8 protein-coding genes are annotated in these 13,737 nt (G+C 38.9%); 6 read left to right on the top strand and 2 right to left on the bottom strand.

Annotation, left to right across the window (positions count from 1 at the left end):
• The first annotated feature begins 19 nt into the window (after nt 1-19).
• The 6 genes from OQ267_RS13085 (at nt 20) to OQ267_RS13060 (ending at nt 11,048) form a co-directional block, all read left to right on the top strand.
• On the top strand, nt 20-1,165 hold the full coding sequence (locus OQ267_RS13085) for a TlpA disulfide reductase family protein (RefSeq protein ID WP_265836267.1): 1,146 nt from the start codon (nt 20-22) through the stop codon (nt 1,163-1,165).
• A gap of 9 nt (nt 1,166-1,174) precedes the next feature.
• On the top strand, nt 1,175-4,117 hold the full coding sequence (locus OQ267_RS13080) for a M16 family metallopeptidase (protein WP_265836266.1): 2,943 nt from the start codon (nt 1,175-1,177) through the stop codon (nt 4,115-4,117).
• 11 nt (nt 4,118-4,128) lie between these two features.
• Entirely contained in the window at nt 4,129-7,062 is a 2,934-nt protein-coding gene (locus tag OQ267_RS13075; RefSeq protein ID WP_265836265.1) for a M16 family metallopeptidase, read from the top strand.
• Nucleotides 7,063-7,864: 802 nt separating this feature from the next.
• Nucleotides 7,865-8,908: a PLP-dependent cysteine synthase family protein gene (locus OQ267_RS13070; protein WP_265836264.1), complete on the top strand. Its 1,044-nt coding sequence runs from the start codon at nt 7,865-7,867 to the stop codon at nt 8,906-8,908.
• Nucleotides 8,909-8,937: 29 nt separating this feature from the next.
• The gene (locus tag OQ267_RS13065; RefSeq protein WP_265836263.1) at nt 8,938-9,387 is read left to right on the top strand and encodes a protein-disulfide reductase DsbD domain-containing protein; all 450 of its coding nucleotides are present in this window, start codon (nt 8,938-8,940) and stop codon (nt 9,385-9,387) included.
• 14 nt (nt 9,388-9,401) lie between these two features.
• A complete protein-coding gene (locus OQ267_RS13060) occupies nt 9,402-11,048 on the top strand; it encodes a protein-disulfide reductase DsbD family protein (protein WP_265836262.1) in 1,647 nt (548 codons plus the stop codon).
• Nucleotides 11,049-11,690: 642 nt separating this feature from the next.
• Here OQ267_RS13060 and OQ267_RS13055 read toward each other — a convergent pair.
• A complete protein-coding gene (locus OQ267_RS13055) occupies nt 11,691-12,791 on the bottom strand; it encodes a glycosyltransferase family 2 protein (protein WP_265836261.1) in 1,101 nt (366 codons plus the stop codon).
• Nucleotides 12,792-13,062: 271 nt separating this feature from the next.
• The gene (locus OQ267_RS13050; protein WP_265836260.1) at nt 13,063-13,737 is read right to left on the bottom strand and encodes a glycosyltransferase family 32 protein; all 675 of its coding nucleotides are present in this window, start codon (nt 13,735-13,737) and stop codon (nt 13,063-13,065) included.

Below are 13,737 nucleotides of genomic sequence, written 5' to 3'. Positions count from 1 at the left end.
TCTAAATAATTCAAAAAACATGTTAAAAATACTAGTTACTGCAGTAATTGGCCTGGCCGCTTTTTCTGTAAACGCGCAAACCGGCTTTTCCATTAAAGGAAAAATTCCAGCTAAGTATGATGGTCAGAAAGTGATGCTGGAATATCGGACTGAAAAACAGGAAGTGAAAGATTCTGCTGTAGTCAAAAACGGTTCTTTCTCATTTAAAGGCAAAGTGAATGCTGTTGTAAAAGCATACCTCAATTTAAAACCGACCGAAGAAAACAAAGAAACGGCAAATAACGATGATTTCTATTCCAGAAATTATCAGACATTCTTTTTAGAAAACACCAATATCAGCATTGTAGGCAATCAAATCAGTAACGCCACCATTAAAGGCGGACCCGCACAATCGGATTACCTGCTTTTAAAATCTCAGTTAAAATCGCTGGAGGCAAAGCAGATGGTCTTGAATGAACAGGTGATGCGCAGTTTCAGAAACAGCAAGGAGGATAGCACGGGTAAAGATGCGCCGAATGAATTTGCGCCGCAACTACAGCGCTTGTATAGCGAAATTGGTAAGGTACAAAATGCGTTTATCCAGCAGCATCCAGACTCTTATGTAAGTCTTGATTTGATTAATGAAAGGAATGACGGCGCGGTTGAACTGGAAAAGCTAAAGCGTGATTTGAAACGTTTGAGCCCCAGAATGAAAAACACGGCCATTGGCAAGAATTTACAGGTTAAATTGGCCATGGCCGAAAAAACCGGCATTGGGCAGCAGGCGTTGGATTTTACCCAGAACAATACTGAAGGAAAGCCCGTAACCCTATCTTCTTTAAGAGGGAAGTATGTTCTGGTCGATTTTTGGGCCAGCTGGTGTGCACCTTGCCGGGAAGAAAATCCAACAGTGTTAAAGGCTTACCAGAAATTTAAAGACAAGAATTTTGAAATTATTTCCATTTCCCTGGATGATAAAAAAGAGCCCTGGTTAAAAGCAATTGAAGCAGATGGCTTACCCTGGATCCAGTTGAGTGATTTAAAAGGCTGGAAAAATTCGGTAGCCAGGTTGTATGGGGTAACCTCAGTTCCCCAAAACCTGCTTTTAGATCCGAATGGAAAGATTGTGGCTAAAAACCTTAGAGGTGAAGAACTACAAATGGAACTGGATAAAATCTTTAATTAAAGAAAACTGATGCTTAAGAAATGTCAATTAGTGGTCTTCGTTACGCTGCTGTTTACGCAAACAGCTTTAGTGGCACAACCAAACCATCAATGGAAAACTGCTGCTTCCGGTAGTTATACCTACAAATATGTAACTGATGACCCCACGAAATCCCGCTTTTACACCCTAAAGAATGGACTCACTGTGGTCTTGTCACAAAATACACAGAATCCGGTTATTGAATTCAGGTTGGCCGTGAGGGCGGGGAGCAATACCGACCCCAAAAATACGACTGGTTTAGCACATTATCTTGAACATTTACTTTTTAAGGGTACCGATAAATTCGGTACCCTTAATTATGCCAAAGAAAAACCGCTTCTGGATGAAATAGAGAAGTTATTTGAACAGTACAGGCGAACCGTTGACCCGGTAAAACGGAAGGCGATGTATGCGAAAATTGACAAGATCTCAAATGAGGCCTCCAACTACGCAATTGCCAATGAATACGACCGGATGATGAAATCAATCGGTGGCAAAACCACTAATGCCCATACGCTCTATGAAGGAACAGATTATAACGAAGACTTTCCGTCTAATGCCGTTGATCAATTCCTGGCTTTACAGGCAGAACGGTTCCGAAGCCCGGTATTCCGTCTTTTTCATACCGAGCTCGAGGCCGTATATGAAGAAAAGAACAGCCATTTAGACGATGACAATTCTAAGATGGATGAAAAAGTTTTAGCCGCATTGTTTCCTACCCATAATTATGGACAGCAAACCGTAATCGGCACCATAGCGCATTTGAAAAACCCATCACTCGTCGACATCAGGGCATATTATAATCAATATTATGTCCCGAATAACATGGTCCTTGCCTTTGCCGGCGATTTCAATCCGGACGAAATGATCAGAAAAGTTGATCGTGCTTTTTCCTATATGAAGGCAAAATCACTGCAGTTATACCATCCTGCGCCTGAAAAGCCATTGACTAAAGTTCAACAGATCGTTGTTTATGGTCCGAATAAGGAAAATGTTAAGATATCTTACAGGGGCTATGCTCAAAATACAAGGGAAAGCATGTTGCTTAAACTCATTTCCAGTATTATGTCAAACGACAAAGCTGGTCTTACGGACGTAAATTTGAACCAGCAGCAAAAGGTGCAAAGTTCGGGTGCAAATTATTATCAGATGAAAGATTATGGCGTGTTCAGTTTGTATGCAAGCCCTAAACAAGGTCAAAGCTTGGAAGAGGCCCAAAAGCTATTGCTGGAGCAGATTGCACAACTTAAACAAGGTAATTTCGATGAAAGTCTGATCCAGGCAATTGTTGCCAATAACAAGCTGAATTCACTTTATGAATTTGACGATAACGGCATGCGTGTAAATGCAATTGTTAAAGAGTTCGTGTTAAACCGTTGCGAAAACTGGGATGAAACCTTAAGCATGCCGGAGGCGATGGGCAGGATTACCAAAAAGGAAATCGTAGAATTTGCCAACAAATTCTTCAAAGACAATTATGTAGTCGCCTATAAATGCCAGGGTGAAGATAAAGAAACCATCAAAGTCGAGAAGCCTGAAATTACGCCAATCAATACGAATCCGTCGGCAATATCAGCATTTGCCAGGAAAATTTATGCAATGCCGCTAAAACCAATCGCGCCCAGATTTTTAGATTATAAAAAAGATTTGAATTTGTCTAAGGTAGGAATAGCTGATGTGGTGACCGTTCAAAATACAGAGAATGGCCTGTTTAGCTTGTCTTATAAATTTGATGTAGGCAGCTGGAACCTGAAGCTATTGCCATATGCTGCGCAATACCTGGATTTTTTAAGTACGGACAAATATACTTCAGAAGAGATTAAGCGACAGCTTTATCAAATTGCATGCGATTATAATTTCTCTGTTGAAAACGAAACGGCTTCCATTTCCATTAGCGGTTTACAGGAGAACTTTGACAAAGCCGTAAATCTGGTAGAATATATTTTTGCAAATTGTAAAGCCAATGAGCAGGCCTTGGCCGAACTTAAAAATGGGATCATCAAAGAACGGGAAAACAGCAAATTAAGCAAAGATGATATCTTAAGGGGTATCAGCATCTATGCACAATATGGGCCAAACAATCCATTTAACGATAAATTGAGCAATGAGGAGATACAAAATATTTCATCAGCAGAACTGCTCTCGATGTTGCATCACTTTAGTAAATACAGGCATGCCATCACCTATTACGGGCCAAAGCCGCTGGCCGATTTTACAGATGATATTGGAAAGCTTCATCATTTGCCCGATCAGTTCGTAGCAGATCCACCGGTTAAAAAATTTACGTATACCATAGCAGCTAAAAATCAGGTTTATTTTGCGCCATACGACATGGTACAGGCAGAGGTATGTTGGGTGCGCAATAATGGCGGGCCTTATGATCCCGCTCAAGCCGCAAAGATTAATTTATTTAACAGTTATTTCGGTCAGGGTATGAGTTCAGTAGTGTTTCAAACCATCAGGGGCTCAAAAGCTTTGGCTTATTCTACCGGCGCCTTATATTCATCGCCTAAGAAAAAGGCTAAAGAATATTCTATGTTTGCCTACCTCACCTGTCAGGCCGATAAAATGGGTTATGCCATCAATAGCATGAACGATTTGCTGAACAATTTACCGAAAGAAGATCACGCTTTTGAACTTGCTAAGGCCAATGCGTTAAATGAAATAGCAACTGAACGGATTAATAAAGAGGAGATCATCAGGACATACTTTAAGGATAAGCAATTGGGTATCGACTATGATTCGAGGATCGACCAATACGAGGGGCTAAAAGCTTTAAACTTCTCAGCTATCAAGGCATTCCATGAGCAAAAGGTGGCAAACAAACCTTATTACTACTGTATAATTGCCTCGGAAAAAGATGTAAAAATGGAAGAGATGCAAAAAACCGGCCCGGTAACGAAACTAAGCCTCAAACAGATTTTTGGCTATTAATAATCATGCCCATGAAATTCAAATTACTATTGCTGGCGGGCCTGCAAACTACATGTTTAAGCTTAATGGCCCAAAACACTTATCAGTGGAAAACGGCAACCTCCGGTGGCTATTCGTATAAGTATGTCACCAATGATCCAACCAAATCACGCTTTTATACCTTAAAGAATGGCCTCACCGTGGTGCTTTCACAAAATACCAAAGCACCAGTCATTGAATTCAGGCTGGCTGTGAGGGCCGGAAGTAATACAGATCCAAAAAACGCCACCGGCCTTGCGCATTACCTGGAACACATGCTCTTTAAAGGTACAGACAAATATGGTACCCTGAATTATGCCAGAGAAAAACCTTTGCTGAATAAGATAGAAGCTTTATATGAGGAATATCATGAAACAACAGATCCGGTAAAACGAAAGGAAATCTATGCAGAAATTGACAGGGTCTCTGGTGAGGCCTCAAACTACGCTATTGCCGGCGAGTACGATAAGGTGATGAAATCCATAGGTGGAAAGTCTTCCAACGCATATACCTGGTATGAAGAAACCGTGTATAAAGAGGACTTTCCTTCCAATGCCATCGATCAGTTCCTGGCTTTGCAGGCGGAGCGTTTCCGCAATCCGGTATTCCGCCTTTTTCATACGGAGCTGGAAGCCGTATATGAAGAGAAAAACCGGGGTTTAGACGATGATGACCGGAAAGTAGATGAGCAATCCTTCGCGAAACTGTTTCCCACGCATAATTATGGACAGCAAACGACTATAGGCACCATAGCACATTTGAAAAACCCATCCTTGGTAGAGATCAGGAAATACTATAACAGGTATTATGTTCCAAACAATATGCTATTGGTTTTTGCAGGTGATTTCGACCCGGATGAACTGATTAAAAAGATCGACCGATCATTCGCCTATATGAAGCCTGAACCGTTAGATTTTTACAATCCCGCACCCGAGAAAACAAGAACGAAAATTGAAAAGATTGATGTATATGGTCCAAGTTCGCCCAGAGTAAGGATCTCCTATCGCGGTGGCGCACAGTCTACAATGGAAAGTAGAATGCTGTCTTTGATTTCAAGTATTCTTTTTAACGAAAAGGCTGGACTGGGTGACATCAATCTTAATCAGCAGCAAAAAGTTCAATACGCTGGTGGTGCTTATCAGCAAATGAAAGACTATGGGGTTTTCCAATTATTTGCGCAGCCTAAACAAGGACAAACGTTAGACCAGGCCCGTCAGTTATTGTTAGAGCAAATTAATCTGCTTAAAAAAGGCCATTTTGATGAAAGCTTAATCAAAGCCACGGTAGCCAATCAAAAATTGAACCTGTTAAAAGAATCTGGCGAAAACCGATCCCGGGTGAATGCAATTGTACGTGAGTTCATCTTAAATCGTGGCATAAACTGGGATAAAACATTAAACGCTCCGGATGCCATGAGCAGAATTACAAAAAAGCAGGTTACAGATTTTGCAAATCAATTTTTTAAGGATAATTACGTAGTTACCTATAAGCATCAGGGCGCAGATAAAGCCATTACAAAAGTAGAAAAGCCAATCATCACCCCGATAAATACCAATGCACTGGCGACTTCTGAATTTGCGAAGGCACTTTTTGCCATGCCTGTTAAGCCCATCCTGCCTGAATTTCTGGATTATAAAAAGGATCTTAATTTTGGCAAAGAAGGGATTGCTGATGTGGTAACTGTGCAAAATAAAAACAATGGTATCTTTAGTGTAACCTACAGGTTTGACGTAGGTAGCTGGAACTTACCATTATTAACTTATGCCGCGCAATACCTGCCATTCCTAAACACAGAAGAGTACAGTGCAGAAGAGATCAAAAAGCAATTTTACAATATTGCCTGTAACTACAACTTCAGTGTAGGTGCTGAAACCACTTCCATTACCATCAGTGGCCTGCAGGAGAACTTTGCCCAGGCGGTAAGTTTGGTCGAGCAAATTTTTGCCGGCTGTAAGGCCAACGAGGGGGCATTGGCAGACTTGAAAAATGCAATACTACAAGATAGAGAAAACAGCAAAACTGACAAAGATTATATTAAGGTCGGGCTGGAAAGCTATGCCCTTTATGGGGCTAAAAATCCGTTCAATAATAACATAAGCAACAATGATGTGAAAGAAATTACTTCAGCGCAATTGCTTTCACTGCTCCACAATTTAACTAAGTATAAGCACATTATTGCCTATTATGGTCCGGAAACAATGGCTGAGTTTACGTCAGGTATCAGCAAACTTCATCATTTGCCAAAAGCATTTATTCCCAAACCTGCAGCCAAAGAATATATCCCTGTTCCGACTGATTCGAATGAAGTTTACTTTTTTGACTACGATATGGTGCAAGCTGAAGTCTCCTGGGTGCGTAACACTGAAACCTACGAGCCGAAATTGGCACCGAAGATTGCCTTATTTAATAGTTACTTTGGTGATGGAATGGGATCCGTCGTCTTCCAGTCCATCCGGGAATCTAAAGGTCTGGCCTATTCTACCGAGGCATTTTACCTTTCCGCCAACCAAAAAGACAGGTTAAATGTAATGACTGCCTATGTGGGAAGCCAGGCAGATAAGATGAACGAGGCTGTAAAAAGTATGAACGAGTTGCTCGCCAATCTGCCTGAGGTAAACAAATCTTTCGAAGTTTCTAAAAGCAATGCATTGAACGGACTGGAAACCAACAGGATTACCGGTGAACGCATTATATCTGCCTATTTTGCTGATCAAAAGCGGGGTTTGGATCACGATTCCAGGATCGACTTATATGAAGGCGTTAAGCAGCTGAATTTTGCAGATATCAAAGCTTTTCATAAAGACCATGTAGCTGAAAAGCCTTATAAGTACTGTATTATTGCTTCAGCGAAAAATGTAAAAACGGAAGATATGCAGCAATTTGGTAAGGTGACTACATTAACGCTGGAACAAATTTTTGGGTATTAGACTTAATTCTGTTTCTCGACAATCATCCATTATAATTATTTGTATTTGCATATGAAAGTGAACGGACCACGGTTGTCAGAACATGTATTGTATTATTCGGTTAATACCTAACACATCATATCAATCGCAAAATAATTTGACTCCTGGAAAATGAATGAAGAGTGTGTTTCCCGCATTATTCAGAAAGTTTTTACAGGCTATCTTACAATGCGTAACTTAAAAAAAATATTGACAGCTATTGATTTTTAGCTAAAAAAAACAGGATTTATCATTTGGAAGTGATACATCCTGTTTTGTGTCATCTGCAACATTCCATGACTTCTTTAAAATTTAGACACTTCCGTTTCAAACTCCATCAAGGTTTGCTGTGTGTTCCGTTAATAATACATCGAAAGAGCGGTTAGATTTCTGTTGATCTTCTTTCTATTCAGTATGCCACAATTCTTTTAAGATAGCCTTTTTCTTACAATCTTCGAATACGCTCACCTATTGTTGCTATAAATTTATGGCGCTTAAAAGAAATTTCGCTATTGATTAATGAAGCATCATGCTGTAAGCATTTTAAAATTTCTATATCAATCTGGTGTAATCCCGTCGCATCATATTATTATTGACTAAATCGTAAAAAAATACAGTATGCTTTTAAAAAACACTGTCTTACTGAATTAATCATTATAAATATTTAAAAAAAGCTAAAATTTTACGGTAAAAACTAACTTGATTGATTTGAAAAATTATAATATAGAATTTTACCGAAATTAAGTCATAGTAATTCACATTAAATCTGAATTTAAAACAGGGCATGAAAACATTAACAGGAAAAACGCTGCTGGCTGATATAGAGGGGAAATTTGAGCATTTATCGCTTCTGGTTGGCAATACGCCAATGCTCGAACTAACTTATTCCTACAAAGGCAATAAGAGCAAAATTTACGTCAAATGTGAACACTATAACTTAACCGGAAGCATTAAAGACAGAATGGCCTTATATACCTTAAAGAAAGCGTACGCCCAGGCCAGGATAAACGTTGGTGACAGAATTGTGGAAGCTACCAGCGGGAATACCGGAATTGCATTTGCTGCTATTGGTAAGGCACTGGGTCATCCTGTTACGATCATAATGCCAGATTGGTTGAGCAGGGAGCGGATGGATATCATCAAAAGTTTAGGCGCGCAAATTATTCTTGTCAGCAAGGAAGAAGGTGGCTTTATAGGCAGTATCAAGCTTGCAGAATTAATGGCGACAAATCATCCAAACATTTTTTTACCCCAACAGTTTGAGAATACCGCTAACCCGGAAGCACATGAGCTTACCACAGGAAAAGAAATCTGGGAACAGCTGCGTTTAAAAAATATTACCCCTCAGGCTTTTGTAGCTGGAGTAGGTACTGGTGGGACTATAATGGGAGTAGGTAATTTCCTGAAACAACAAAATCCAGACATCAAGGTACATCCCCTGGAGCCGGCAGAATCACCAACATTAACGACAGGCTACAAAGTGGGCAGCCACAGGATCCAAGGGATCTCAGATGAATTCATCCCTGACATTGTTAAACTTGGCGAACTGGATGAAGTTGTACAGGTAAATGACGGCGATGCGATTCTAATGGCACAGAAATTAGCCGAAAAATTAGGTCTGGCAGTAGGCATATCATCTGGGGCTAATGTTATCGGCGCCATAAAACAACAACAGAAAATGGGGATAGAAAACTGTGTGGTAACTATTTTCTCTGACAGCAACAAAAAATATTTAAGCACTGACTTAATGAAAGTGGAACCGGTTAAAGAAGGATACCTGACACCAGAAATAGATTTTATCGATTACAAGGCCTTTAGCAGGCTATAATAAACATCACTAACACAAACCAACCAAACATGAAAAAAATCATTTTTTTACTCTCCGTTCTATGCCTGATTAAGGTCAGTGCATATAGCCAGATCCTGAAACCGGTAACATGGAGTTATGCAGCAAAAAAAACAGGGCCAAATACGGCTACTGTATTCATCAAAGCCAACATAGATCAGGGCTGGCACCTCTATTCGCAGTTTGTTAAGGAAGGCGGGCCGGTTAAAACAACCTTTACTTTTCCCTCATCGGTGGCTTATGTGCTGATTGGAAGCACAGCCGAACCAAAAGCGGTTTCTAAATACGAATCTACCTTTAAAATGAACGTAAGTTATTTTGAAAAGTCGGCCATATTTCAGCAAAAGTTAAAACTGAAAGGTAAAAGTGCAACCGTGAAGGGCAGTATAGAATTTATGGTGTGCAATGATAAACAATGCTTGCCACCGGAGCAGATAGACTTCAGTATTTTAGTGAACTAGTCATTATAACGCATATGATATACATCAAAAAAATATGCTTTGGTTTTCTGTTGTTTTGTGCAATGTCCTTAAGTGGCAATGCACAGGAACACACTGATACTGATGATCTCAATTTTACGGAGATCAGGCAAGAAACTGACAGCAGCTCATTCAAAACTGCCCCGAACACTATAAAAGCAGCCGAAAATACAGATATTAACAAACCTGTTTCTGTGCCAAAGCAGGAAAATAAAACATTATTGGGGATTTTTATCGCCGGCTTTCTGGGTGGTATGGCAGCTTTGCTAATGCCATGCATCTTTCCTATGCTTCCTCTAACAGTTAGTTTTTTTACAAAAGGCTCCGAAAAAGGCAGGGCTTTCAGACGGGCAGCACTTTATGGAATTTTCATTATACTTATTTATGTGGTGCTTGGATTGCTGGTCACTGTGATTTTTGGTGCCGATGCATTGAACAGCTTATCAACGAATGGCATATTTAACTTCTTTTTTTTCCTTTTGCTGGTTATTTTTGCAGCTTCCTTTTTTGGGGCTTTCGAAATTACCCTGCCTTCTAACTGGGTAAATAAAATGGATGCCAATTCTGATAAAGGTGGGATGGCAGGTCTGTTTTTCATGGCTGGAACTCTGGCACTGGTATCTTTTTCCTGTACCGGCCCCATCATTGGCACTTTATTGGTCCAGGCAGCTACTACGGGTGCTCTCTTAGGCCCCGCAATTGGGATGTTTGGTTTTTCGTTAGCACTTGCTATTCCCTTTGCCTTATTTGCATTATTCCCTTCTGCCATGAACAAATTACCTAAATCTGGCGGGTGGTTAAATAGTGTGAAGGTGGTTCTGGGCTTTCTGGAGCTGGCCTTTGCACTTAAATTCCTGAGCAATGTAGATTTAGCGTACCATTGGGAATGGTTTGACAGGGAAATATTTTTGGGTTTATGGATTGTAATTTTTGGGATGATGGGGATTTATCTGCTCGGTAAACTAAGATTTTCGCATGACAGCCCGCTGGCATTTATCTCCGTACCCAGGCTTTTCCTGTCAATTGTAGTATTGGCTTTCACGGTTTACCTCATCCCGGGAATGTGGGGTGCACCACTACGAAGCGTTTCAGCATTCCTGCCGCCTCAGGAAACCCAGGACTTCGACCTTTACACCATAGGATTATTGGCAGGAAAACAGCCGGCAACAAATGATGGCCCTCATAAATATGCTGATAAATTCCACGCCCCGTTAAAGCTGAATGCATATTTCGATTACAAGGAAGGACTAGCTGCTGCAAAAAAACTGAACAAGCCCTTGCTGATAGATTTTACCGGACATGCCTGCGTAAACTGCCGAAAAATGGAGGCTAACGTTTGGCCGGACAAAGATATTTATAATATGCTTAGCAATGATTATGTACTGATCCAGCTGTATGTAGATGATAAATCAGAAGTAGATCCAGCAGATATAGTCGTTACCCCGGAAGGCAGGAAACTGAATACGATTGGCAAAAAATGGAGCGACCTTCAGGCAAGAAAGTTCAAGTCCAATTCACAGCCATTTTATGTGCTGCTTAACCCAAGATCAGAAGAGATTTTAATTCAGCCTCAAGGTGCAGATTACGAAATAGCCCACTATAAAAAATTTCTGGAAAATGGCTTAAAGGCGTATAACAGATAAAAACACTGGTGTTGTAGCAATCATCAATATCTTGTTCTTCAATAATTTTTCAAAATTTACTATCGCTTCAAAATCTTCATACAAGTTCGATTTCTAGCGGTTTAACTCTACTAATTGGAAGCTCATCGAAAGATGAGCTTTTTTTGTTTGTCTCGTCCTGAAATAGGTTTACACAATTGTAAACCTATTTTAGGACGAAACCCTCTTACAATAATAACTATTACATCTCTTAAAAAACAGGGAATAATAATTTACGCCACTAGCAAGTAATTAAGACCTCGATTATTATAGGACGAACATAAAAGTTTATATATGTTTGTCTTATTAAAATTGTCTTGTAAAATATTGACTTTGTTAAAGAATCAAACATCGATTCTGTAAACAGGTTTAAGCAAAATGTTGAAGTCTTTAAATAAATATTAACAATTTTATAAGAAAAAATGAATCAGAATATAAAGATAGCCGTCTTCGGTGGCAGTGGTAGAACTGGAAAATACCTCATTATTCAGTTAATCAAAAAAGGATATGGTCTTAAAATTTTCTCCGACATTCAGAAACCTTTGAAACACAGAAGCCTTTAATCCAAATAGCGCAGGTTGATATTTTAAAATGAATTTGCATTAAGGTAGTATTTAATGGATTCTATTTCTCTTGCATTTCAGCTAACGCCCTGATTGTAGCCGCTTTGGAATTTCCATAGCGGGTTATTTTATCCCATTTAAAGAGTTTTCCGGTAATGGCTTTAATTATTATTGCAACATAGGTAAATAAAGACAACTGTCTTAAAATAAATCTTTGAAAAACTATAAAAAGGATCTGAAATGGATTTTCTTTCATCAAAAGAATAATAACAGAGCAGATAACAGAATCGATTAGTATAAATGACAGGTAAAGATTTACCGTCGAAAAATCGCGTTTAAAAAATACCTGATAAAAAAACATAATATCAATAAGAGGCGTAACTATTGGAAGAATCATTCCAAATATCCAGGCATAAGGGATAATAATATATGATAATACCTTATTTTGGTGTGAAAACGGATAATTCTTTAGTACCTGAAAAGTACCGACTTTCCACCGTATACGCTGTTTCAAAAACATTTTTAGACTTGCTGGTGTTTCGGTATAGCCAACCAGATCTGTTGCGTTACGAATTTTATAATTATTGCATAATATCCGTAAAGTCAATTCCGTATCTTCAGCTAAAGTATCACTTCTGTATCCACCTAACGACAATACAATTTCTCTCTTAAAGGCGCCAAGTGCACCTGGGATAATTAAGATACCATCGACAGATTCAAAAAGTTTTCTATCGTAATTATATAAGGTTGTGTACTCTACTGCCTGCACATTGGTAATCAGATTATTTCTGTTGCATACTTTGATGTTTCCAGCTACCGCAGCAACTTGTGAATCCTCAAAATAAGGAAGCAATTTTTCTATTAAATCCGATTCTATGAGCGTGTCCGCATCAATACAAACAATAATATCATTATAAGAATTTTCGATAGCTCGGTTTAGCGCGGCCGCTTTTCCTTTGTTCGGCTGACTCAGAATTTTGATATTAGGATAATTTCCGTAGTGCTGACGGATTAAAGCTAACGTTCCATCCGTAGAACCATCATCAATTAGGATAATAGTATAGTTCGAATATTTTATTTTGTTCAATGCCTCAATGGTATCTAAAATAACTTTTTCTTCATTAAACATGGGCACAATAATATCAACCCCGATCGGATTCATATCATCTATTATAACCCGGTCAGCGTCGGCAACTACCTTTTGCTTTTTAGGTAAACAGAAATAGAGCAAAACTTTTATTACATAAATGCAATTAAGAATAATCAATAAGATCATACTGTTTCGAATTAGAATTTAATGGTTAGAAATGTTTTTGATTTGCATTAATCATAAAACAATACCCAAGTATGCAGGTATGTATTTATAAATAAACATAGAATGGATATTTTACTTAAATAAATACTACTTAAGGCAAGAAACTCTGGGACACAAATTACTTATTTTCCCAACGCCAGTTTCCATGATGAAAATGAGCGGCGTAGTCACCGAAATGGCATGAAAACGTATCACACCATTTCATGCATTTTTGGCCTTTATTGAACAACAATGTGATATCATCATATTTTTTCTTTTGCTGATGATATACCCTTGTTAGCAAGCCAGGTCCAGTACTCTCCAATATATCATCCTCTTTCGTTATTTTTATGTGGTTTGCCTCAGCTATAGTATTAATTACACTAATAAGGAAAGTGTGACGCGGGATTGCACCAAACATATAGTTGGCAATTCGAAGTTCATGTTTTAACCCAAATGCGCGACATTCGTCGCTTGTCATTGTTTTTTCTTCTCCTAATACCAACCGATTATGACATAAATCATCCATATTGCGAAGACATAGCATATCGAGATCCATGTAAAACCCCCCATATAGATAAACTACTATTAATCGAAAAAGATCAGCTCTTTGAATATCCCATTCATAACTATCATATGTTTTGAGAATTTCCGGCATTTCAAGTGCTACAATACCTCTGGCCTCTATATCATCATATATCTTGATATTCCAATGCGGATGAAGCCTTCTAATGCTGGCTAAATATTCTTGATACTTTTCGTGGACCTCATTTGTTTTATTAATAAGGTGAATACTTTTGGGAATTATTTCCAT

It is taken from the genome of Pedobacter sp. MR22-3 (assembly GCF_026240075.1).
GTDB lineage: Bacteria > Bacteroidota > Bacteroidia > Sphingobacteriales > Sphingobacteriaceae > Pedobacter.
Note: the sequence above shows the minus strand (reverse complement) of the source record. Positions and strands in the feature narration are given on the sequence as shown.